Below are 24,724 nucleotides of genomic sequence, written 5' to 3'. Positions count from 1 at the left end.
TCGTTTATTTTTGCCTAAAACCCAAACCTAATGCGCAAGTTATTTTTTATTCTATTTAGTATATCTGTTTTAAGTTTTTACACCTGTGATGATGGGGATGTTATTACCGTTGACTTTGAATTTGATGAAACATTTGAAGCTTGTGGAACGGATGGTTTAGTTTTTTACAAAACAAAAGACGACCCATCGGAATCCTTATCTATTATAATAAAAGAACTTGATAGTATTGGCGATTTACTGGTTGTTGGTGACGATAACACCTACGAAGTAGATTTTTCTTTAAGCTCTACAAACGTATTTAATTATAGAACTTATAGTAATGCATCGTTGCCTACATCTGGATTATTTTGTAGCGATGTGCCGCTTTCTTCTGTTAAAATCACTAAAGATATTGAAAGTACCAGCGGAAATGTGCATATTAAAACGGTACTTACTGAAGATGATAATGATGGGATTTCTGCCGAAATAGAAGGCTACACCAATGATACCGATGGAGATGGTATTTTAGATTACTTAGATGAAGATGATGATGGCGATAATGTACTTACTAAAAATGAAAAACCAGACCCTGATGGTGATGGCGATTTGAGTGATGCGCAAGATACCGATGGTGATGGCACGCCAGATTATTTGGATACGGATGATGATGATGATGGTGTTTTAACCATCGATGAAGAAAATCAATCTATAGATCAAAATCCTGCAAACGATATTAGTTTAGATGGTATTGCCGATTATTTAAACCCTGCAGTGGCAACAAAAGTACCAGCTACTGCCTACAGACAACACACTATTTACCAAACTTATGTAGTTAGTCTTACGGTGTCTAACTTTGATTTAGAAATAATATCGTTAGATGTTTTTGATTTTGGTATTTTAGACGATGGTGAGTTATCAACTTCTAGAAAAGAAACCCCAGATTTTAATTAGGAGCTACATTCTGGAAAATATAAACTTCGGTAGCACCAACACCATATTTTTGGTAATTGGCACCGTAGAATTTAACATTATTGTAACGCCCGAATAAATATTCTAACTCTACTTTTAGCACACCTTCGCCCACGCCATGAATAAAAACTATTTTTTGAATACGTTTGGATATGGCAAAATCCAGTTGACGTTTCGCAGTATCCAATTGCAGTGTTAGCATGTCATGATTGCTCATTCCTTTATATGATTTAACTAATTGATGGATGTGTAAATCGACTTCCATAGTCGGTTCAAAACGGTCTTTAGGCTTTACTTTGGGTTGCTTTCTTTTAGGAAATTGCTCTTTTCCTATTATAGCCTCTTGAGCACTTTCGTGCGAAAACAAACTCTTTTTAATACTTACTTTTGAAGAGACCTTAACCAACTCATTACTTTCAAAATCGAGCAAAAAGCCATCATCGGTTTCTATTGAAATGGTGTTTCCTACTATTTTTTTCACAACACCAGACATGGCTTCGTCTATAACTAAAACTTTGTCGTCTATATTAAAAATCATTTTTATCCATTTTCATTATTATCTAACTCATCGTCATTTCTACTAGGAATCGCTTTCGAAACCCTGTAAACTCCAATCATTAATACTACAATACCACCAATTAAAATATATTGATTTTGGTCTGTTCCTGTTTTAGCATAAATAGCAACAATAGCACCTATTACTATTAATATATAGTTTATGTATTTCATGTGTTAATATCTAATGTTTTTAATTGGCTACATATCACATCTATAAAAATCATCCTTCAACATGATTAGATTTAGTTATGAATATGCATTTTTTAAAAAATAAATTTACAGCGTTAAAATTACATCAAAAATTAGAGTTATTAAACGTATCTGATTAATGAATTTTTAACTAATAAAAAGTTAATAACTGATACTGGTATCAGGCATGAAAAAATAACAAGAACAAAAATTAAAATCGCACTCATAATTTTTATAATTTTGATTGGTTCAAAAAAAATTACAAAAATGTCCTCTTTAGACGATTATATGATACCCTGTTTAAACAAGAAACTTTTTGGTTTTGAGTGTATGGGTTGTGGTTTGCAGCGGGCATTAAGCCTTATGCTTCATGGTGATTTTATAGGTGCTTTTTATATGTATGCCGCTATTTATACGCTCATACCATTGGCGTTGTTTATAATAGCCTCCTTTTTTTTTAAATTTAAATACTCAAGCAAAATTATAAATATACTTGCTATTGCTTCTGTTTCAATTATTATTATTAGTTTTATAATTAAGAGAATCTAAAAACATATCCATGAAAAAAAATCTTAACACAACGCTAATTTACGTATTATCAATATTCGGTCTACTATGTTGCTGCTTAGGTGGACTTGGCGTCTTTCTAGCAGGTCCTGCTTATTTTATAGCATCAAATAAAATAAAAGATGCTCAATTAAATCCAGATGATTATGAAGGCGACCTAAAAGCAATGAATACTGCAAAAACAGTTGCTTTGGTTGTAACCATTATTTGTGGTATAACCTTGCTTTATAATATTTATGATTTATCTACAGGAGGATGGCAAACTAGACAGCAGATAATTGAAGATTTTATGCAAGGATATCAACAAGGTTTGCAAGGAAACTAATTCAACTTTATTTTTTAAAAACAAAAAAGCAATCTATAGGTTGCTTTTTTGTTTTTGTTTAAAGTTTAAAGATTATTTTTCAAACTGTTTTAGTGTTTTTACAATAATGCTTACACAGTCTAATAATTGCTCCTTAGTTAGCACTAAAGGTGGTGCAAAACGAATGATGTTACCGTGTGTGGGTTTTGCCAATAAGCCATTATCTCGTAAGGCTAAACAAATATTCCAAGCCGTTTCACTTTCTTCAGTATCATTTATTACAATGGCATTAAGCAAACCTTTTCCGCGTACTAAATTTACAATACTGCTTTTTTCAATATATTTATTTAATTCACTTCTAAACAAGTTGCCTAAAACTTCGGCATTTTCTGCTAGATTTTCATCTTGCACCACTTGCAAAGCGGCAATGGCAACCGCTGCAGCTATAGGATTTCCTCCAAAGGTACTTCCGTGGTTTCCGGGTTTAATAACCTTCATTACAGCATCATTTGCCAAAACTGCCGATACTGGGTACATGCCTCCACTTAGTGCTTTACCCAAAATTAAAACATCAGGTTTTACATTTTCGTGATTAACAGCTAGCAGTTTACCTGTACGTGCAATACCTGTTTGTACTTCATCTGCAATAAATAATACGCCATAGCTTTCGCATAATGCTTTTGCTTTGGTTAAATAACCTTCTTGTGGTACAATAATACCCGCTTCTCCTTGTATAGGCTCTACTAAAAAACCTGCTACATTTGGGTTGTTTTTTAAAGCCGTTTCTAAATCTTCTAATTTGTTGTATTCAATTTTAATAAAACCTTTTGTGTAAGGCCCGAAATTTTCCCGAGCCACAGGATCGTTAGAAAACGAAATAATGGTTGTTGTTCGTCCGTGAAAATTATCTTTACAAACAATAATTTCAGCTTCATTTTCATCAATTCCTTTAACTTCATAGGCCCATTTTCTACAAAGTTTCAAAGCAGTTTCTACAGCTTCGGCACCCGTATTCATGGGTAGTAACTTATCAAAGCCAAATAACTCGCATGCAAATTTTTCATATGTCCCTAATACATCATTAAAAAAAGCGCGCGATGTTAAAGTTAGAGTTTGCGCTTGTTGTACCATGGCATTGACAATTTTTGGATGACAATGACCTTGGTTTACAGCAGAATAGGACGATAAAAAATCGTAATACCGCTTCCCTTCTATATCCCATACATATACGCCTTCACCCCTATTCAATACAACAGGAAGCGGATGGTAGTTGTGTGCGCCATACTTGTTTTCTAACGCAATAATTTCTTGTGGTGTTAATTGTTTTAAAACAGCCATTTTAATTTTATTTAAATTGATAAAATAACCATTCCTTCTGTACCTTTATTCTTTCGAAATCACGATAGGTATCGGGACGAAAAAGCAGCGTGGGAGAGAAATCATCCCCAGATAGAACTGCAAGTTAATAAATATAATTGAAAGTTGCAGAGTTACAAAGCGGCACAGTATCAAAGTTTTTTAGCTTGCTAGAATGTTTATTTCATACTTAGATTTTATGCAACTCATAAACTTTGAAACTCATTAATCAAAAATCATTAATCAAAATCGCTAATATTTATTCGTTTCATTACTTTTGCAGCATGTCAAAAAGAACAAAAAAACAAGCGTTTACAAACGTTGAAGTTTTAGATGCTGGTGCTAAAGGCAAAACTATTGCCAAAGCACCCGATGGAAAAGTTATTTTTCTATCCAATACCGTACCTGGTGATATCGTAGATGTGCAAACATTTAAAGCCCGAAAAGCCTATTACGAAGCGAAAGCCACCGTGTTTCATAAACTATCTGATAAACGAACCACACCTGCATGCGAACATTTTGGAGTTTGTGGTGGTTGTAAATGGCAGGATATGGGTTACGAGCACCAATTATATTATAAGCAAAAAGAAGTTACCAATAACCTAACCCGCATTGGACATATAAAATTACCGGAAATAACACCTATTTTAGGTGCTGCTGAACAATATTTCTATAGAAATAAAATGGAATTTTCATTTAGCGATAGCCGCTGGTTGACTTTGGAAGAAGTACAATCGGATGCCGATTTAGGTGATAGAAATGCCTTAGGTTTTCATATTCCTGGAATGTGGGACAAAATTTTAGATATCAAGAAATGCCATTTACAAGCAGATCCTTCTAACGCTATTAGAAATGCGGTAAAGCAATTTGGATTGGATAATAACTTTGAGTTTTTTAATACCCGTAACCAAACTGGTTTATTGCGTACCATGATGATTCGTACTTCTAGTACGGGCGATGTCATGGTAGTGATTCAATTTTTTAAAGAAGATAAAGCTAAACGTGTTTTGTTATTAGATTTTCTAGCTGAAACATTTCCGCAGATAACCTCGTTACAATACATCATCAACGGAAAAGCGAACGATACTATTTACGATCAAGATGTAATTTGCTATAAAGGTGAAGACCACATTTTTGAAGAAATGGAAGGGTTGAAATTCAAAATAAATGCCAAATCGTTTTATCAAACAAATTCAGCGCAAGCTTTTGAATTATATAAAATAACCAGAAATTTTGCAGGTTTAACAGGTGATGAACTGGTTTACGATTTATACACAGGAACAGGTACCATAGCGCAATTTGTGGCAAAACAAGCTAAAAAAGTGGTTGGTGTTGAAGCTGTGCCCGATGCCATTACCGCTGCAAAAGAAAATGCACAATTAAATAGTATTAATAACGTTGAATTCTTTGTAGGCGACATGAAACATGTGTTCAACGATGCATTTATAGTTGCTCACGGACAACCAGATGTTATTATCACCGATCCGCCACGTGATGGGATGCATAAAGACGTCGTACAACAAATATTAAATATTGCACCTAAAAAAGTAGTGTATGTAAGTTGTAACAGTGCTACACAAGCCAGAGATTTAGAACTTATGGATGCGATGTACAAAGTAACAAAAACGCAAGCGGTTGATATGTTTCCGCAAACGTTTCATGTTGAAAATGTTGTACTTTTGGAAAAACGATAATTTTAATGTTGAATTGTTTAACTGTGGAATTGTGTAAGTATGTAACTGTGCAATAAAGAATAAACACATCAACGAATAAACTCTTAATAGAGATTAATGAAAAAAACAAGTTTACTTTTAATATTTATAACTGTAGTAGGTATTATAATTACGATAAGTTGTGAACGTGATGATATATGTCCGGAAAGCACCGCAACAACCCCTAGTTTAATTATTGATGCTTATGATGTAGATTCTACAGATGATTTGCTGGCTGTAAATGATTTATTGGTTTATGGTACTGATAATGATGAAATACTATCAGGATACGCCATAGCAACTGTCTCTCAAATAGTATTACCACTAAAAACCGATGTCAATACCACAAGATATGCACTTGTTAAAGATGCTTTTGTAAATGACAATGACACACCTGATGACACAAATGACGATTATTTAGATGGTAATACCGATTATGTTACCATAAATTACACCAGAGAAGAAGTTTATGTATCTCGGGCGTGTGGCTACAAAACCATTTATAAAAATGTAACTTTTACTATTGAACCTGATAGTGACAACTGGATAAAATCAAGACAACCCTTAAACGATAACCAATCTGTAGAAGATGAAACAGAAACACATTTTAACATATTTCATTAGTAGCCTAACGTGTATGCTTTTGTTTTCTGTGTCTTTAAACGCTCAAAACGATAGCATTGCCATTACTAGTAAAGACTCCATAAAAATTAAAGAAAAATACGGCCTGCGTGTGGGTGGTGATCTTGGAAAATTAGTGCGTTCATTTGTAGATGATGATTATACGGGTTTTGAAGTTTCGGCAGATTTCCGACTAAAAAAACGTTTATATATTGCAGGCGAATTGGGCATTGAAGAAAAACAAACCACTACTGATTATTTGGATATTACCACAAGTGGAAGTTATATAAAAGCCGGAATAGATTATAATTTATATCAAAACTGGTTGGATATGGACAACATGATTTATGCGGGGTTTCGTATTGGTGCCAGTACATTTAACCAGAAACTAAACAGCTACACTATTTATAATACCAATCCGTATTGGTCACCACAATTTTCGTCGTCAGATGTACAGGAATTTAATGGTTTAACCGCCTTTTGGGGAGAGCTTATACTTGGCTTAAAAACAGAATTGTTTAACAACCTGTATTTGGGTTTAAACGTACAGCTTAAATTTAAGGCAAGTGAAACCGAACCCAATAATTTCGAGAATGTTTACATCCCCGGTTATAATAAAACCTACGACAGCACTGGTTTAGGTGCTGGATATAGTTATTCACTTTCATATAGAATTCCACTTTATAAGAAGGATAAATAGTTTTTTTAAAAAATTATATCTTTGTATTAAATTTTCAATTATTCGTAATGTCTAAAAACAAATACAAAATAGCTGTTCTTCAATTAAATTTGAACGACAAGCCTGAAAACAATCTAAAAAAATGCATACAATGGGTAAAAGATGCAGCCAAAAAAGGAGCAGAAGTTATCTTATTACCAGAATTATATAGCAGCCATTATTTCTGCCAAAGTGAAGATGTTGATAATTTCGCTTACGCGGAACCGCTTTACAGCACATCATTTATTGCTTTTAGCGAGTTGGCCAAAGAATTAGGAGTGGTTATTATTGTACCATTTTTTGAAAAAAGAATGGCTGGCGTTTATCATAACAGTGCCTACATTATTGATACTGATGGCACTGAAGCTGGTTTATACAGAAAAATGCACATTCCAGACGATCCGCATTTTTACGAAAAGTTCTATTTCACACCGGGTGATATCGGTTTTAAATCTTTCCCTACCAAAAAGGGAAATATTGGTACATTAATTTGTTGGGACCAATGGTACCCAGAAGCAGCGCGTTTAACAGCCTTACAAGGTGCCGAAGTACTATTTTACCCAACCGCCATTGGTTGGCATCCGCAAGAAAAAGAACAGTACGGTGAAAACCAACAAGGTGCTTGGATGAACGTGATGCGTGGTCATGCCGTTGCAAATGGAGTGTACGTTGCAGCTGCAAACAGAATTGGATTGGAAAAATACATTCCAGATACTAACGGTATCGAATTTTGGGGATCCTCATTTATTGCAGGGCCACAAGGTGAAATTTTAGCGCAAGCGTCTGTTGATAAAGAAGAAATTTTAATAGCTGAAGTTGATTTAAGCTTACAAGAAAATGTACGTCAAAACTGGCCATTTCTACGTGACAGACGTATTGACAGATATGGCGATATTACTAAAAGAGTCATCGATTAAAAAATAAAAAATTCCAAATTCCAAAAAAATTAGGATGAACGATAATTGGATATTTCCTGCCGAATGGGAAAAACAACAAGGTATTTTATTATGTTTTCCCCATAACGGTAACGATTGGCCCGGGAAATACGAAGCCGTACAATGGGCTTTTGTTGAGTTTATTAAAAAAATAGCTTCGGTTGAAGAAGTGATGCTTTTAGTGGCTGATGAAAAATTAAAAACCAAAGTAACGGGCATGTTAGAAATGGCACATGTTCAGTTAAAAAATGTATCTTTTATCATTCATAAAACCAACCGTAGTTGGATGCGCGATTCTGGTCCCATCATTGTAAAAAATGGAAAAGACCGAAAAGCAATCAATTTCAATTTTAATGGTTGGGCGAAATACAAAAACTATAAACTAGATAAACATGTTCCTGCAAAAGTTGCTAACTTCTTAAACATCCCTTTAGAACAAGCAATTTATAACGGAAAACCTTTTATTTTAGAAGGTGGTGCTATTGATGTTAATGGAAAAGGAACCTTGATAACTTCGGAAGAATGTTTGCTACATCCAACCGTACAAGTTAGAAATGCTGGTTTAACAAAAGTAGATTACGAAGCTGCTTTTAAACACTATTTAGGTGTTAAAAATGTTATTTGGTTAGGAAATGGTATTGAAGGTGATGATACCCACGGGCATATTGATGATTTAGCACGTTTTGTAAACCATGATACTATTATTACCGTAGTTGAAGAAAATCCAAATGATGCTAATTTCAAGCCGCTTCAAGACAATTTAAACCGACTACAAGCCGCCACTTTAGAAAATGGTAAACAACCAAAAATAGTGACCCTACCTATGCCAAAACGCTTGGATTTTGATGGTATTCGCATTCCTGCTAGTTACGCCAACTTCCTAATATTAAACAAAACGGTTTTAGTTCCAACCTTTAATGATGCGAACGATCGCATTGCTTTAAATACCATTGCAGATTGCTTTCCAGATAGAGCTGTTATTGGTATTGCAGCCACCGATTTTATATGGGGCTTTGGCACATTACATTGTTTGAGCCAACAAATACCGTTATAAAAACCAGGAGTCAATTCTTTCAATTAACTGATTGAAAGATGATTATATTTTTATAGCAGCTTCTGTTATTCTTCTCCACAAAACTATCCAAATACTATCATTGGTCTATGCACAACTAAGCAATTACGGATTAGGTGCGCTTGTTGGTAAAATTATTTTATTAGTAATTTCTCTGGCTTTGGTCTATTTTACTAGGACTAAAAAGTCTAAAATTTAAAATCATATTTTAAAATACTAAATAAAGTGTCTTTTCGTAAAATACAATACTTGAAAACACAAATTATAAAATAACAATAGAAATATTAAATTATTTACACCAGTAATTCTTACATATATTTTGTTTAATATAAAAAAATATTATTCAAAATAGGTCTTTTTGAGTTCATTTTACTAGGTGTTTTTAAAAAATTATGTATTTCATCGATTTTATTTGCATTTTGTGGAATTTTGATTTACTATTGTAGTGTAAATAGTTATTAAAAAAATTCAATAGTCTCTCACTATGAAAAGTCTCTCACTAAAAGCAAGGAGTTTACTCCTTGCTTTATTTTCAACATTTGCAATAAATTCATTTGCACAAACTACCATTTATTCTGAAAGCTTTACTTCTGGTTCAGGAGGTTGGACTGTCACTTCTACTGGCTCAGGAACTGGGGCTTGGGTGAGGAGTACGAATTCTAGTCATTCTTCTGGGGCTACGGGAAATTATTTTTATTCACAAAAATACAGCTCACAATATAATAACAATACTTATATAACTGCCACAAGTCCTGCTATCGATTTAACAGGATACAATACAACTACGTTTGAATTTAAAATTTGGCACGAAACTGAAGCAACTTATGACGGAATGAAAATAGAATATTCCTTAAATAATGGAAGTAGTTGGAGCGATTTAGGATCTGTAAGTTCAAATTGGTATAATGATTCAGGTGTAGATGCCTTTAATAGTAATGAAGATGGCTGGTCTGGAAGTAGTTCTGGATGGATAACTAAAATTATAATTTTAAATACTGAAGATATTGGATTTAACTCTGCAACTCAAGCAAAATTTAGATTTCTTTTTGCTACTGACAATAGTATTACCAATACTGGAGTTGCTTTTGATGAAATTATCATTAAAGGATATAATGGTTATTGTTTATCAACAGGAAACACTTCTTATAGAACTGGAACTCGTCAAGTCATATTTAATACCATTAACACATCATCTCCTACAGAGTTTAATGCTTACTCAGATTACACGTCTACATCTACTGAAGTAACTCAAGGTACATCTTATAACTTAACAGTAAAAGTTAATACTGATGGAAATTATAGAACATATACTAATGCTTGGATAGACTGGAATCAAGATTCAGATTTTGATGATGCTGGTGAATCCTTTTATTTAGGAATAGCTGAAAACATTAATAATGAAAATACATCATTATCTCCATTATCAATAACGATACCATCAACAGCTACTTTGGGAACAACACGTATGAGAGTATCAACCAAATACAATTATTCTCCAAGTTCTTGTGAAACAGGTTTTGATGGAGAAGTAGAAGATTACAGCATCAATGTGATTGCAGCAACACCAACTATAACAACAAGTACAATTTCGCCAAATGCCTATTGCTCTGGGTCGTCAATAAGCGTACCTTATACTATTACAGGTACTTTTACTTCAGGAAATGTTTTTACAGCTCAATTATCGAATGCTACTGGTAGTTTTAGCTCACCTATTTCCATTGGAACCTTAACTTCAACCACGGCTGGTACTATTTCGGGAACAATTCCTGTATCAACAACAACAGGAACCGGTTATCGCATACGGGTGGTGAGCAGTAACCCGCTTGCAACTGTAACAGACAACGGAAATAATATTACCATTAACACCATTCCTTCTCCCCCAACAGTTAGCACGATAACCCAACCTAGCTGTTCTGTTTCAACAGGAAGCTTTATTTTAAATAACTTACCTACTGGAACATGGACTTTAACTAGAAATGATGGAATTAAAACAACAGGTACTGGAACTAGTAAAACAATTACAGGATTAAACCCCGGTAATTACACTTATACGGTTACAGCAGAAGATACTAGCACTTCATGTCCTGGTTCTGGAACAGGCCTTCTTGCCGAATATTTTAATAATACAACCCTTACTGCACCCGCTGCGTTAACCCGTACAGATGCAACCGTAAATAATGACTGGGGAGGGGGAAATCCAGGAAGCCCAATAAATAATGATCATTTTTCGGTTCGTTGGACCGGTAAAATACAACCATGTTATACTGAAAACTATACATTCTCCACTTTAAGCGATGATGGTATTCGATTATGGGTAAATGGAAACAGAATCATTAATAATTGGACCGATCATGCAATAACGACTAATAATTCAACTTCTGTAAGTTTAACGGCAGGTACAAAATATGATATTGTATTAGAATATTATGAAAATGGTGGTCTTGCAGTATCTCAACTTTACTGGAGTTCTCCAAGTCAATCAAAACAAATAATTCCACAAAGTCAATTATACTCAGAAGCAACGGGTTGTACATCAACAACTTCTGCTAATATAGTAATCAATACGCAACCAGCAATTCCCACTATAACTAGCACAACTGGTGCTTCAAGATGTGGAACAGGTTCTGTAACGTTACAAGCTGCTACTTCTGTTGGCTCTGTAAATTGGTATACGTCCTCAACTGGCGGATCGTCTATTCATACAGGAACTAGTTATAACATCCCAAATATTTCCTCTACCACAACCTATTGGGTAGAAGCCATTAATAGTGGTTGTACCAGTGCCACAAGAACTGCTGTAACCGCAACTATAAATATCATTCCAACTATTTCAGGAACAACGCCTGCTTCAAGATGTGGAAAAGGTTCTGTAACTTTAGATGCAACTTCTTCAGCTGGAACAATTAATTGGTATGAGAATGAAACTGGTGGAGCATCCATTCATGTAGGAACAAGTTATACAACACCAAGTATTTCATCAACTACCAGCTATTGGGTAGAAGCTACAAATAGTACTTGTACCTCAACAAGAACCGAAATAATAGCAACTATTAATAAAAATTATTGGACAGGTGATGTCGATTCTAATTGGAATAACGCTGCCAACTGGTGTGCTGGTGTACCAACAAATGGAATAGAACCCACCTTATATGCACTAATACCTTCAGGATTAACAAATTACCCCGTTATTTCCAAAACAGATACGCCTGGTTATGTAAAAACCATAGAGTTACAAAACAATACCACGCTTATTATAATAGACAATTATTTACGCGTTACCGAAAATTTAATACTTAATGGTAACATAGATTTAGAAGGTGATGCCCAATTGCTGCAAGATTCGGGCAGTACTTTAGATCCTACAAGTTCTGGTACCTTAGAGATAGACCAACAAGGAACGGCTGATACCTATACCTATAATTATTGGTCATCTCCAGTGGGAAAAAGCAATAGTTCAACAAACAATAATAGCTATAAAGTAACCGACGTATTTAAAAATGTAACCTTTTTAACTTCTGGATACAACGGAAAAGCGTCACCGCTTAGTCTTGCCGATTATTGGATTTGGAAATTTAGCAATCAACTCAGTGGTAATTACGCTTCTTGGCAACATGTAAGAAGTACTGGTACGCTGGCTGCAGGCGAAGGTTTTTCCATGAAAGGCCCAGGAAGCGGTTCTATTTCTGCATCACAAAACTATGAGATGTTAGGCAAACCCAATAATGGCAATATTGACTTAACAATTACGGCAGGTAACGATTATTTGGTTGGAAACCCATACCCTTGTGCACTCGATGCTACACAATTTATATTAGATAATGGCACAACCATAGACGGTCCGGGATCAACAACGGGCACCTTGTACTTTTGGGAACATTGGGGTGGTGGTTCGCATAATTTAAGAGATTACCAAGGTGGGTATGCAACCTATTCATTATCTGGTGGCGTTCCTGCGGTTTCAATGGGCACTTCAGCGGCTGGTGTTGCTACAGGTGGCACACCTACAAAAACACCTGGTCGCTATATTCCTGTGGCTCAAGGATTTTTTGTAACTGCGGAAGCTACAGGAACCATTAAATTTAACAATGGGCAACGTGTTTTTCAGAAAGAAGATGGTACTAATTCTGTCTTTATGAAATCTGATAATACTAAAAAAACAGCCAGCTCAACTAATGGAAATGATGATACCAGAGAAAAAATAAGACTCGGGTTCCAATCTGTAAACACCATTAGAAGACAACTTTTAACCACGGTAGATGCCAACGCTTCAATAGGTTATGATTGGGGGTATGATGCCCCTCATATAGATGAACAAATAGATGATATGTATTGGTTGATTGACAATAGTAAATATGTTATTCAAGGGATAAATACTATTACGGAAAAAACCATTCTACCTTTAGGTATACACACAAAAACAAAAGGTTTAAACTCAATTACTATTGATGCCATAGAAAATTCGCCAAGTAGTATAAAAATTTATCTTCATGATAAACAATTAAATGTGTACCACAACTTGCAGGAAAGTAATTATCAGGTTTATTTAGAAGCTGGCAGTTATTTAAGCAGGTTTGAAATTACGTTTTCAAATGCACAAACACTTGGTTTAGAAAATCAATCCATTGCAGATGCGACTTTGGAAGTTTATTTTACAAATGAAGATAAAAACATTGTGATCCAGAACCCTCATTCTAAAAATATTAAAACAACCGAAATGTTTAATATGCTAGGTCAATCTGTACTTAAAATTGAAACGAATTCAAATAAATCCATTATAACCCAAAAAACGAAATACCTAAGTGCAGGAACCTACATTATCAAGTTAAAAACAGATACTGGAATTGTTTCTAAAAAAGTATTGATAGAATAAATTTGAGTTAGTCGCTTCGTATAATTATTCAAAATACTTTAAAGAGGCTGTCTGGAAAGTGTATTATATTTACTTTGTCAGATTGAGCTTGTCGAAATCGATATTGATTATCAATAAGTTAAAATATTTCGACAGGCTCAATATGACACAGAACTACACTTTTCAGACAGCCTCTTTTTATTTTAAATGATCTACCAATTCAGAAAGCGACACTTTAAACTGCTCTCCTGAAATCATATTCTTTAAAGTATACGTATTTGAAGCAATTTCCTCATCACCCGCAATAACCACAAACTGAATATTTCGTTTATTGGCATGATCCATTTGCTTTCTAATTTGTTTACTATTAGTCGCTTTATCAGGATATAGTTCTGTATTAATCCCTGCTAAACGTAATTCCTTAATGGCTTTCAAACAAAATAGAGCTTCTTTATCACCAAAGTTGATGAATAAAACCTCTACGTTTTTATTTACCGTTTCCGGAAATAAACCGAGTTCTTCCAATACCAAATAAATACGGTCTAAACCAAAACTAATACCCACACCACTTGTATCTGGTTTTCCAAAAATACTGGTAAGGTCATCATAACGACCGCCACCACCAATGGAACCCATTTGTACGGTTTTTGGAGCAGCAACTTCAAAAATAGCACCTGTATAATAGTTTAAGCCACGTGCTAAAGTAACATCTAATTGCAAAGTGGCTGTTTTTAAACCTAATTCTGAAATAGCTTCGTTTATAAATGCTAATTCCTCAATACCTTTTTTGCCTTCTTCGGAAGTTGATAAAATACCTTTTAAACTTTCAATTTGCGATTCAAACGAACCTGTTAAAGTAAATAATGGTTGTAATTTTGATATGCCTTCTTCTGAAATTCCTTTGGAAAGCATTTCTTCTTTTACCTTCTCCTCGCCTATTTTATCAAGTTTATCTAAAGCGACAGTAAAATCAATTAATTTATCTGATGCTCCAATAACTTCTGCAATACCAGACAATATTTTTCGGTTATTTATTTTTATGGTAACACCTTCCAGTTTTAACGTTGAAAAAACGGTGTCGTATAATTGAATAAACTCCACTTCTTGCCAAAGCGATTTACTACCAACCACATCGGCATCGCATTGGTAAAACTCTCTAAAACGCCCTTTTTGTGGTCTGTCGGCACGCCAAACAGGTTGAATTTGATACCGTTTGAATGGAAATTCTATTTCGTTTTGGTGTTGTACTACATAACGTGCGAATGGTACTGTTAGGTCGTAGCGTAAGGCTTTTTCGGAGATTTGATCAGAAAGTTGGCTTAAATCTAATATATTCAGTAAACCTATTTTATAAATCTCTTTCAAAAAATCCTGATTAACAGTATAATTGTATACAGGCTTTCCTAAAATTTTAGTTGCAACATCACTTATTTCATCTCTAGTTCTTATTGCATTAAAACTTTTATACAACAAATCATTTTCAAAATTATCAATAACATAGCGAAGCATTGCTGTATTTGTTTCAAATCCATTTATTCGAAAAAACTCATTTACTTTAATCATATTATAAATGTTTCTTATTTCGAAATCTTCTAACAAATTTTTATATAGTGGGATTAACTCTACTTGACTTCTCAATTTAAAGCCAATAATTTCATCAAGTTCTCCACATAAACTTTGTATAAATGTTCCAATTTGTTTGCTAAAGTCACTGAAATTATCTATTTCATAATTTACCTTTGATAAATAATCCCCAGAATTCAAAATCTTAAAAATCAGTCTATCCCCTTCATCACCATATTTTCCCATTAAGGTTTCAGAATTTTCAAAACTTGGGGTTTCAATAGGTTGAAATCCAAAAGTTTCAAATGTACCACGAATGGTATTGAAAATATAATTACGTTTTGCTACTTGTTCGGGGTTAAAATCTCGGGTTCCTTTTGGGATGCTTGGTTTTTGAGCCATATGAATGCCTGCGAAAGCAGGAATCTTTTAATTAATGAAATACTTTTAAATTTATTGAGTCCACATACTAATACAACCTCTGTAGCTGTATGATGCGGAATTGAGCAAAAATAATTAATGAAAACGTCATTGCGAGCTTTTTCATAAGAAAAAAAGTGAAGCAATCTGCTCATTGCTTTTCTAAATTATGTTTTGAACTTAAATTAAAAGATTGCTTCACTGCGTTCGCAATGACGTAATCAAATAAAATTCAAAATAGAAGTTCCGTTTGTCATGTCGAATGAGGTACGATTGAGACATCACATAATATTAAATATAAATACAATTAGTGTTATATGATTTCTCCTAAAGTCGAAATGACTCCGTATCAATTTATCAACTCATCAAAATACCTAAACAATTGGCCTTTAGTAATGGATGCACCTTGTTCTATCATTTTGAATTTATCAAGATTTTTATCTTCGCTATAAGGTTTATCAGCTTGTAAAAATTCAACGCGTTCATCCATTAAATTAGCTCGCAACCAATCGTATCCTTCTTGAGTGGTAATATCTACTTCTTTATTTTTAACGTTTATTACAATGGCTTTCATTTTCTTTTTTCCTAAACGGAATAAATAGATGTGTTGTGCCGAAAAATGTTCTAAATATTCTGCTTGATTTAAAACACCTTCCCAAATTAAATCGCTAAAAACATCCAATTCGGTTTCTGCTAGTTCTGGTTTATTCACTTTTAAATTTGCCCATTCGTCTGCTGTAACCTGCTGGGTGGCTAAAAAGTTTATAAACTCTTGGTGCAGTTCTTCAAATTGCTCTTTTGTTAATCTTGAATATTTCATGTTAATCTTTTTTCTCACCCGAACTAATCGAGTAATCTATGCTTTATTTTGTAATATTTAAACTTGCTGCAACTGCAAATGGTCTATCGGTTGCGATCACATCAACACCTAAATCCACCCATTTTTGATAGAGATAATCACCCTTAGCCTGAGCCTGATTGTCTAAGTTTCCTAAAGTCCCTAACATACAAGTGATTCCTAAATCATGTAATTTTTTATAAAATATTTCAGATGACAATTGGATGCCTGTAAAAGCAAGCATATTTTCTGTTGGAATTTCAGAATGTAACAACCAATCTAGTTCCTTGTCATTTCTAGCCGAAACTGATAACAACAAATTGGGTGATGCATTATAAGCTGCTCTGGCTTGTTCCATATCATAAGTAATAATAATCGCAACATCTTCTGCTTGGGTTTCCTTAACTAAAGCAACAACTTGATTTACCGAAACACTTTTTTTTATATCGATAGTTAAAATAACATGATTTGTTTTCGCCCAAATTAGAACATCTTTAAATAACGGAATTTTAAAGGTAGTTTCATTACCAAAATCGTCTTCTAAATTAATTTGCTGTAATTCTTGATAGGTATAATTAGTAATATCACCTTCACCAGTAGAAGTTCTATTCAAACTATTATCGTGCATTAAAACAAGCACGTTGTCTTTTGTTTTAGCGACATCTATTTCGTAAATAGCAGGAATACTATCGTTTATGTATTTTATGGTTTCTAAACAATTTTCGGGATAGTTCTCAATAGATTTACCACCTCTGTGCACACTTATAATTGGTGTTTTATTCGATGAATAAGCAAACCTGCTTATTAATGCCGATTTATTAGTTTCCGTTTGTTTTTCGGTCATTACCTTACACGAAAAACTTACTAAAAAAAGACAAATTATTACTACATATTTCATATTATACAAAAAAAAATGCCCTTTAGTTATGGCGTGTAAATTTAAGAATATATGTTATTATCTTAAAAAAACATAGCATAAACATTCTTGTTTTCTTCAAATTAAAACGTTATTTAACATTTTTACATAAAAAAACCACCCCAATAGGAGTGGTTCTTATTATCTAAACTTTAATAATTTAAAATTATTCAGCAGCTTGTGCTATAACTTCAAATTCTAAATCTACAGTAACAGATCTGTGTAAACGTACCACAGCAGTATACTTACCTGTACGTTTTACAGTTGTAACTGTAATGAATTTTTTATCGATAGATTGACCTTCTTTTTCTAAAGCAGCAGCAACATCAATGTTGTTTACAGAACCAAATAATTTATCGCCTGCACCAACTTTAGCTGGAATTTTAATTTCTAAAGCTTTAATAGCTTCAGCAATTACATTCGCTTCATCAACCTCTTTCTTCTCTTTGTAAGCACGTTGCTTTAAGTTCTCTGCTAATACTTTTTTAGCAGAAGCCGTAGCCATAACAGCTTGACCTTGAGGAATTAAAAAATTTCTACCATAACCGTTCTTAACTGTTACAACATCGTCTTTAAATCCTAAATTTTCAACGTCTTGTTTTAATATAAGTTCCATTGTTATCGGTATTTTATTTTAATAAATCTGCTACATAAGGCATTAAAGCTAAATGACGCGCTCTTTTTACAGCAACAGCCACTTTTCTTTGATACTTTAATGAAGTTCCTGTTAAACGTCTTGGTAAAATTTTACCTTGTTCGTTTATAAATCTTAATAAGAAATCTGCGTCTTTGTAATCAACATACTTGATTCCAGACTTTTGAAACATACAATATTTCTTCTTCTTATTCGTATCTATGTTAAGAGGAGTTAAATATCTAATTTCTCCGTCTTTTTTTCCTTTAGATTGTTGTTCTATAGATGACATAATTAAGCTTTTTGTTTAAGTTTAACTCTTCTTCTCTCTGCCCATGAAATAGCGTGTTTATCTAACGCTACCGTTAAATAACGCATAAAACGCTCGTCACGTCTAAACTCTACTTCTAAAGTATTGATTACTTCACCAGCAACGGTGTACTCAAATAAATGGTAAAAACCACTTTTTTTGTTCTGAATTGGATAAGCTAATTTTTTAAGCCCCCAATCTTCTTTTGATACCATCTTAGCGCCGTTAGAAACAAGAAAATCTTCGTATTTCTTTACTGTTTCCTTTATCTGATCTTCAGATAAAACGGGATTTAAGATGAAAACAGTTTCATAATGATTCATAAAAATCGTGTTTATTGTTAAAAATGGGTGCAAAAATAGTTATTAAATACATATAAAACAACTATATTTAAAAGTTAATTTAATTGTATATTTGGTACAGAAAAACAAATGTTAAAATTATGTTAATTTAAACTGTTTAACGATGTTTTTTGGTTTTTAGCCGAATTTTTTGTACTATTGTCGATATCTTAACCGAAATAATATAAATGTTATGACTTTAAACTGTGTAGTAGTAGACGATTCAGCAATACAGCGTCTCTCTATTGTTAAGTTAGTGGAGAATCACCCCGCTCTAAACTTGATTGCAGAGTACAGTAGTGCCTTAGAAACCAAAAATGGTTTAAATACACACCAAGTAGACTTAATTTTTTTAGACATTGAAATGCCAGTGCTAAATGGATTTGAACTTTTGGATGTTTTAAACAACAAACCCCAAATTATTTTTGTAACCGGTAAAACAGAGTATGCTTTTAAAGCATTTAATTACGATGCTACCGATTACTTACACAAACCAATTACCAGAGAACGTTTTAATGTTGCTGTAGAGAAAGCCTTAGAGCAACACAAATTAACGCAAGATTTTAACGAAGAAGAAGGGGAACACATCTTTGTTAAAAGCAATCTTAAAAAACGTAAAGTTTACATTAAAGACATTAAGTGGATTGAAGCCCTTGGTGACTATGTAAAACTTGTTACAGAAGAAAACAGCTTAGTAGTACTTTCTACTATGAAATCTTTTGAAAAAGAATTACCTGAAAACAAATTTTTGAGAATTCACAAATCCTACATTGTGAACTTGGATAAAATTGACAGGTTTAACAGTAAAAATGTTGAAGTTGGCGCTTATGAAATTCCTTTAAGTAGAAATAAAAAGACCCAACTGGTTGATGCTTTAAATAACATTTAAGTTTAACCAACTAAATTTAAAAGTTATCGACATTTAAAATTACTTTAACCGACCGAAAATCTTTTACATTTAAGAAGCTATTATTTATTTTAATGATAGCTTCTTTTGTTTTTGATAAGGACTGCTTTTTAGGAATTTTTACCAAAATATTTTTAAGAAACTGATTTCTAATTCTGGCAATTGGTGGCGATTCAGGTCCTAATATGTTATCTCCAAATACATTTCGAAGCGATTTGGCATACCAAATGGAAGCAGTATCTACTCTACTAAAATCTTTATGTTTTAATGTGATTTTTATTTGCTTATAAATGGGCGGATATTTGTAATTATAACGATCGTTCATTTGTTCGTTATACATATCTATATAATTATTAGTAGAAACCTGCTGTAATATATTATGGTGTGGATTGTAAGTTTGAATTAACACTTTGCCACGTTCCTCGGTGCGCCCTGCCCTACCCGATACTTGTAACATGAGTTGAAAACTACGTTCGTGCGCTCTAAAGTCTGGAAAATTCAACATGTTATCTGCGTTCATTATTCCAACAAGTTTAACGTTTCTAAAATCCAATCCCTTAGTTAGCATTTGGGTTCCCACCAATATATCAATTTCTTGTTGTTCTAAAGCTGTAATAATTTTTTCATAGCCGTATTTACCACGTGTGGTATCTAAATCCATTCTAGCTACTTTATAATCTGGGAAAAGCAGTTTTACTTCGGCTTCTATTTGTTCGGTTCCAAAACCTTTATTATCTAATTCTGGACTTCCACAAGCTTTACAGGTTTTCGGCATAATTTCAACAAAACCACAATAATGACATCGTAATTGATCGCGATATTGATGATAAGTTAAACTCACATCGCAATTGGGACATTGTGGTGAATGCCCACAGGTATGACATTCTACTATGGGTGAAAACCCACGACGGTTTTGAAATAGAATAATTTGATGTCCTTCACGTAAGGTTTCGGTCATTTCTTCTAAAAGTCGGTCGCTAAAATGCCCTTTCATGCGTTTCTTTTTCAAGGCATCTTTAATATCTACCAACTCAACATCAGGCATTAACACATCATTAAACCGCTTTGTTATTTCAACAAAACCATATTTATTTTGTTTCGCATTAAAGTAACTTTCTAAACTTGGAGTAGCAGACCCTAAAAGCACTTTTGAATTATGAATATGTGCTAACACCACAGCAGTATCTCGTGCATGATAACGCGGTGCTGGATCAAATTGTTTGAAGGATTGCTCGTGTTCTTCATCTACAATAATTAATCCTAAGCTATTAAATGGTAAGAATATAGAGGAACGCGCCCCTAAAACTATTTGCGCTTTTGCGGAATTGTTTAGTACATGATTCCAAACCTCAACACGTTCATGCGATGAATATTTAGAATGGAACACCGCCACTTGTTCCCCAAAATAATTTTGTAAACGGGTGATTAATTGCGCTGTTAATGCTATTTCTGGTAATAAATATAAAACTTGTTGACCTTTATTTAAAACGTCTTCAATAAGTTTTACATAAACCTCGGTTTTTCCTGAAGAGGTGACACCATGAAGCAATACCACAGATTGATCTTTAAATGATTCTTTAATTTCAGTTAATGCTGTGGCTTGATAGTCATTTAAACTTTTAGAATCTTCATTGTCATCACCAGAATACTGAACTCTATCCGTTTGGATAAAATATTCTTCAAGAACACCTTTATCTATTAACGATTTTATAATTGACGAAGATGCACCACTTTCGGTAGATAAATCTGCTACTTTTACAGGTTTCTTTGTTTTTGCAGAAATTGAAAATAAAGTTAAAACCACCTGATGCTGTTTGGGCGCGCGACTTAAATCTTCTAGTAATTTTTGTAAAGCTGATTGCGAAGCAAACTGAGCGTGCAACTTCACATAACGCACCAATTTTGGTTTGTACTTTTCGTATATTTCTTCTTCAACAGCAATCACTTCTTTTTCAATCAGCCTCTTAATTACGGGAAGCACATTTTTTTTATCAAGAATATTAGAAATATCATGAATTTTTAATGATGATTGATGCTGTAATGCTTCATAAACCAAAAATTCATCATCTAACAAAATGGATTCGTCAATCAGTTTTTTATGCTTTGTGATAATGGTTTCACTCTCTAAAATGAAAGCACTTGGTAAAGCAGCTCTCATCACATCGCCCAAAGTGCACATGTAATAGTTCGCTATCCATTGCCATAATTGTAATTGTTTTTCATTTACAATAGGCCCTTCATCTAATATTTGATGAATCTCTTTAGCTTCATATGTTGTTGGTGGATTGTTATGAATTCTTGCGACAATGCCCGTGTAAATTTTAGATTTCCCAAAAGGAACAGACACACGCATACCAATTTTCAAAAACTCAGCTTCTGCTTTTGTTATACTATATGTAAACAACTTTTGAAGTGGTATTGGTATAATAATGTCTATAAAATATGGCATAATTTAAGATCTTCTACGCAATTTATTTAAAGAGGCATTCAATTCATAACCCAACAATAAAATATTGGCAATTAGCCACAAATAAATCATAAGAATTAAAAGTGCACCAATAGAGCCATATAATTTATTATACTGTCCAAAATTTTCAATATAAATACCAAATAGATAAGACAATATAATGATAAGGAATGTTGTAAAACCTGCACCAACAGAAAAGAATTTAGAATATTTCCCTTCCTTAGTTCCAAAATAATACATGGTTGCTGTTGCTATGTACACAATAAATACGAAAAAAACATACTTAGCTAGGTTGAACCAAAAAACACTTTGTTCTGCAACATTATAGCCTTTATTATCTAAAGCATCTAATACTTTTTGCACTACAAAAATTTGAAAATACCCTAATACTGCAATGGTAATAATGAGCAAAAAAGCCAAAATTACTGCGACTCCCAAAGCAAATAAATATTGACGAAATACATTTCTAGATAGTTGTTGGTGATATGAGTTCTCAAAACCAGAGAACAAAGCGTTAACACCATTTGCCATAAGTGCAATAGATAACACAAATACAGATGACAATAAACCACCTCGTTGAGAATTATCAATTCCTTCAAAAATACTATCAAAGAAAAAATCGGAGGTTTTTGGTGGTAAAAATGATTCTAAAAACCGAAGAAACTCAATTTTAAAATCGTCTATAGGTACATAAGGTATAATGATTAAAACAAAGAGTAAAAAAGGAAATATGGCCATAAAAAAACTAAACGCAATGGCACTTGCCCTTGTAGTTAAAGCACCCTTTACAATACCTGTAATATAAAGCTCTAATAAATCGTAAAACGATAAACCTTCAAGACCCGGTAATTTGGCTCGTTTAAAAAAACGCACTAAAATATTTATAATAGGAATTTTATCGAGTTTATCTTCAAGGGGCTTTGTCATTAATAATGTACGTTAAAATTCAAAACAAAGTTATTAAAATTAAAAATGTCAGTATAATAAAAATAAATTATACTGACATTAAAATATATACTAAGTAAAACTACTTAATTGCTTTTAAACTTAAATCCATATTATGAACAGAATGCGTTAATGCACCCGATGAAATATAATTGACGCCACATTCTGCATAATGCCTAATGGTTGTTTCGTTAATATTTCCAGAAGATTCGGTTAAGCATTTGTCCCCTATCATTTTCACCGCCTTTTTGGTATCTTCATAATCGAAATTATCAAGTAAAATTCTATAAACTCCATCGTTTTGCAGAATTTCTTCAACTTCGGTTAAGTTTCTAGCTTCCACCATTATTTTTAAATCTTTCCCGGTGTCTTTTAGATATTGCTTGCTCATTTCAACAGCTTTAGTAATACCTCCAGCAAAATCAATATGGTTGTCTTTTAGCATGATCATATCATATAAAGCAAACCTGTGGTTTTCACCTCCACCAATTTTAACAGCCCATTTTTCCAACACACGAATACCCGGAGTTGTTTTTCTTGTATCTAAAATTTGGGTTTTAGTGCCTTCCAACAAATCTACAAACATGCGTGTTTTTGTTGCAATAGCACTCATACGTTGCATGGCATTTAACACGGTGCGTTCTGCTTTAAGTATGGATTGCGATGATCCTTCAACATACATAACGATGTCGCCGTAGGTCACTTCAGAGCCATCTTCAATAAGAATTTCTAGCTTTAAATTTTTATCAACATAAGCAAAAACCTTTTTAGCAAAGTTAACTCCGCCAATAATACCTTTATCTTTTACCAAAAGTTTCGCTTTGCCTCTGGCATTATCTGGAATACATGCTAATGAACTATGATCGCCATCTCCAACATCTTCTCTAATGGCATTGGAAATTATTGATTTGACTTCTTCATCAAATTGCTCTTGTGTTATCATAATATAGGTTGATTTGCCACAAAAATAAGAAATTGATTTACTTATTTATATTTTACATTTATGAATTTTATAAAATTTTCATATTTAAATTCATTATTCATAAATAGTAAGTAGTAATTTTGTCATTATGACCATCAAATTAATTGCCATAGGGAAAACAGATAATAACAATTTACAATCGTTAATGGACGACTATACCAAGCGATTGGGTTTTTATATTAAGTTTTCAATAGATATTATTCAAGATATAAAAAAGGCCAAAAACCTAAGTGAAGAACAGCAAAAACAAAAGGAAGGCGAACTTATTTTAAGTAAGCTAACGGCGACTGATGTTTTAATTCTACTGGATGAAAATGGAAAACAACAAGACTCGTTAGCTTTTTCGGAGTATTTACAAAAACACATGAATTCCGGTATTAAACAATTAGTATTTGTAATTGGAGGCCCTTATGGTTTTTCGCAGGATGTGTATAATAAAGCAAATGGGAAAATATCATTATCTAAAATGACATTTTCCCATCAAATGATTCGCTTGTTTTTTATTGAACAACTATATAGAGGGTTTACAATATTAAAAAACGAACCCTACCATCATAGATAATTGTTAATTA

Annotated in this window: 23 protein-coding genes; 11 read left to right on the top strand and 12 right to left on the bottom strand. The window is 33.2% G+C overall.

The window, feature by feature from the left end:
- Positions 1-30 precede the first annotated feature (30 nt).
- Positions 31-930 carry a hypothetical protein gene (locus EV196_RS16295; RefSeq protein WP_132218843.1) on the top strand — a complete coding sequence of 300 codons (900 nt, stop codon included), beginning with the start codon at positions 31-33 and terminating at the stop codon, positions 928-930.
- On the opposite strand, the gene EV196_RS16290 is transcribed toward EV196_RS16295, so the two are convergent.
- The gene (locus EV196_RS16290; protein ID WP_132218842.1) at positions 923-1,486 is read right to left on the bottom strand and encodes a Smr/MutS family protein; all 564 of its coding nucleotides are present in this window, start codon (positions 1,484-1,486) and stop codon (positions 923-925) included. The two genes, EV196_RS16295 and EV196_RS16290, sit on opposite strands and share 8 nt — an antisense overlap.
- A 2-nt stretch (positions 1,487-1,488) precedes the next feature.
- Positions 1,489-1,677, bottom strand: a complete 189-nt coding sequence (locus tag EV196_RS16285; RefSeq protein ID WP_132218841.1) for a hypothetical protein — start codon at positions 1,675-1,677, stop codon at positions 1,489-1,491.
- A 285-nt stretch (positions 1,678-1,962) separates the two neighbouring features.
- Between EV196_RS16285 and EV196_RS16280 the strand changes: the two genes are divergently transcribed.
- Both EV196_RS16280 and EV196_RS16275 read left to right on the top strand, forming a co-directional pair.
- The gene (locus EV196_RS16280; RefSeq protein ID WP_132218840.1) at positions 1,963-2,244 is read left to right on the top strand and encodes a DUF2752 domain-containing protein; all 282 of its coding nucleotides are present in this window, start codon (positions 1,963-1,965) and stop codon (positions 2,242-2,244) included.
- A 10-nt stretch (positions 2,245-2,254) separates the two neighbouring features.
- A complete protein-coding gene (locus EV196_RS16275) occupies positions 2,255-2,587 on the top strand; it encodes a CCC motif membrane protein (protein WP_132218839.1) in 333 nt (110 codons plus the stop codon).
- Between the two features lie 72 nt (positions 2,588-2,659).
- Here the strand turns inward: EV196_RS16275 and rocD are convergent, their stop codons facing one another.
- Positions 2,660-3,904 carry an ornithine--oxo-acid transaminase gene (rocD, locus tag EV196_RS16270; RefSeq protein WP_132218838.1) on the bottom strand — a complete coding sequence of 415 codons (1,245 nt, stop codon included), beginning with the start codon at positions 3,902-3,904 and terminating at the stop codon, positions 2,660-2,662.
- A gap of 302 nt (positions 3,905-4,206) precedes the next feature.
- Here rocD and rlmD point away from each other — a divergent pair, with 302 nt between their 5' ends.
- The 6 genes from rlmD (at position 4,207) to EV196_RS16240 (ending at position 13,850) form a co-directional block, all read left to right on the top strand.
- On the top strand, positions 4,207-5,616 hold the full coding sequence (gene rlmD, locus EV196_RS16265) for a 23S rRNA (uracil(1939)-C(5))-methyltransferase RlmD (protein WP_132218837.1): 1,410 nt from the start codon (positions 4,207-4,209) through the stop codon (positions 5,614-5,616).
- 96 nt (positions 5,617-5,712) lie between these two features.
- Entirely contained in the window at positions 5,713-6,258 is a 546-nt protein-coding gene (locus tag EV196_RS16260; RefSeq protein WP_132218836.1) for a DUF6452 family protein, read from the top strand.
- Complete coding sequence (locus EV196_RS16255) at positions 6,224-6,955, top strand: DUF6048 family protein (protein WP_132218835.1); 732 nt, start codon at positions 6,224-6,226, stop codon at positions 6,953-6,955. The genes EV196_RS16260 and EV196_RS16255 overlap by 35 nt, the downstream gene beginning before the upstream one ends.
- Positions 6,956-7,002: 47 nt before the next feature.
- Positions 7,003-7,890 (top strand): carbon-nitrogen hydrolase, encoded by an 888-nt coding sequence (locus tag EV196_RS16250; RefSeq protein WP_132218834.1) that lies wholly within the window; start codon positions 7,003-7,005, stop codon positions 7,888-7,890.
- A gap of 34 nt (positions 7,891-7,924) precedes the next feature.
- Positions 7,925-8,962 (top strand): agmatine deiminase family protein, encoded by a 1,038-nt coding sequence (locus EV196_RS16245; protein ID WP_132218833.1) that lies wholly within the window; start codon positions 7,925-7,927, stop codon positions 8,960-8,962.
- Between the two features lie 502 nt (positions 8,963-9,464).
- Positions 9,465-13,850, top strand: coding sequence for an Ig-like domain-containing protein (locus tag EV196_RS16240; RefSeq protein WP_132218832.1), 4,386 nt, complete (start codon positions 9,465-9,467; stop codon positions 13,848-13,850).
- A gap of 177 nt (positions 13,851-14,027) precedes the next feature.
- Here EV196_RS16240 and hisS read toward each other — a convergent pair whose 3' ends face one another.
- From hisS to rpsF, 6 genes are all read right to left on the bottom strand, one after another.
- The gene (gene hisS, locus EV196_RS16235; RefSeq protein WP_132218831.1) at positions 14,028-15,794 is read right to left on the bottom strand and encodes a histidine--tRNA ligase; all 1,767 of its coding nucleotides are present in this window, start codon (positions 15,792-15,794) and stop codon (positions 14,028-14,030) included.
- A gap of 367 nt (positions 15,795-16,161) precedes the next feature.
- Positions 16,162-16,632, bottom strand: a complete 471-nt coding sequence (locus EV196_RS16230) for a DUF6495 family protein (RefSeq protein WP_132218830.1) — start codon at positions 16,630-16,632, stop codon at positions 16,162-16,164.
- 43 nt (positions 16,633-16,675) lie between these two features.
- On the bottom strand, positions 16,676-17,494 hold the full coding sequence (locus EV196_RS16225; protein WP_243652260.1) for a glycerophosphodiester phosphodiesterase family protein: 819 nt from the start codon (positions 17,492-17,494) through the stop codon (positions 16,676-16,678).
- A gap of 238 nt (positions 17,495-17,732) precedes the next feature.
- Positions 17,733-18,182 carry a 50S ribosomal protein L9 gene (gene rplI / locus EV196_RS16220; RefSeq protein WP_132218828.1) on the bottom strand — a complete coding sequence of 150 codons (450 nt, stop codon included), beginning with the start codon at positions 18,180-18,182 and terminating at the stop codon, positions 17,733-17,735.
- Positions 18,183-18,195: 13 nt separating this feature from the next.
- Complete coding sequence (gene rpsR, locus EV196_RS16215; RefSeq protein ID WP_132218827.1) at positions 18,196-18,492, bottom strand: 30S ribosomal protein S18; 297 nt, start codon at positions 18,490-18,492, stop codon at positions 18,196-18,198.
- Positions 18,493-18,494: 2 nt separating this feature from the next.
- On the bottom strand, positions 18,495-18,833 hold the full coding sequence (rpsF, locus tag EV196_RS16210) for a 30S ribosomal protein S6 (protein ID WP_117176518.1): 339 nt from the start codon (positions 18,831-18,833) through the stop codon (positions 18,495-18,497).
- 211 nt (positions 18,834-19,044) lie between these two features.
- On the opposite strand from rpsF, the gene EV196_RS16205 reads away from it, so the two are divergent.
- Positions 19,045-19,740 (top strand): LytR/AlgR family response regulator transcription factor, encoded by a 696-nt coding sequence (locus tag EV196_RS16205; protein ID WP_132218826.1) that lies wholly within the window; start codon positions 19,045-19,047, stop codon positions 19,738-19,740.
- Between the two features lie 16 nt (positions 19,741-19,756).
- Here the strand turns inward: EV196_RS16205 and priA are convergent, their stop codons facing one another.
- From priA to nadC, 3 genes are all read right to left on the bottom strand, one after another.
- Complete coding sequence (gene priA, locus EV196_RS16200; protein WP_132218825.1) at positions 19,757-22,207, bottom strand: replication restart helicase PriA; 2,451 nt, start codon at positions 22,205-22,207, stop codon at positions 19,757-19,759.
- A gap of 3 nt (positions 22,208-22,210) precedes the next feature.
- On the bottom strand, positions 22,211-23,152 hold the full coding sequence (locus EV196_RS16195) for a YihY/virulence factor BrkB family protein (RefSeq protein WP_132218824.1): 942 nt from the start codon (positions 23,150-23,152) through the stop codon (positions 22,211-22,213).
- Between the two features lie 100 nt (positions 23,153-23,252).
- The gene (gene nadC / locus EV196_RS16190; protein WP_132218823.1) at positions 23,253-24,113 is read right to left on the bottom strand and encodes a carboxylating nicotinate-nucleotide diphosphorylase; all 861 of its coding nucleotides are present in this window, start codon (positions 24,111-24,113) and stop codon (positions 23,253-23,255) included.
- Positions 24,114-24,240: 127 nt separating this feature from the next.
- Here nadC and rlmH point away from each other — a divergent pair, with 127 nt between their 5' ends.
- Positions 24,241-24,714 carry a 23S rRNA (pseudouridine(1915)-N(3))-methyltransferase RlmH gene (rlmH, locus tag EV196_RS16185; protein ID WP_132218822.1) on the top strand — a complete coding sequence of 158 codons (474 nt, stop codon included), beginning with the start codon at positions 24,241-24,243 and terminating at the stop codon, positions 24,712-24,714.
- Positions 24,715-24,724: the final 10 nt, after the last annotated feature.

Origin of the sequence: Mariniflexile fucanivorans, from assembly GCF_004341235.1 — a bacterium.
Taxonomy (GTDB): Bacteria; Bacteroidota; Bacteroidia; order Flavobacteriales; family Flavobacteriaceae; genus Mariniflexile; species Mariniflexile fucanivorans.
This window is presented reverse-complemented; position numbering and strand designations above follow the sequence as displayed.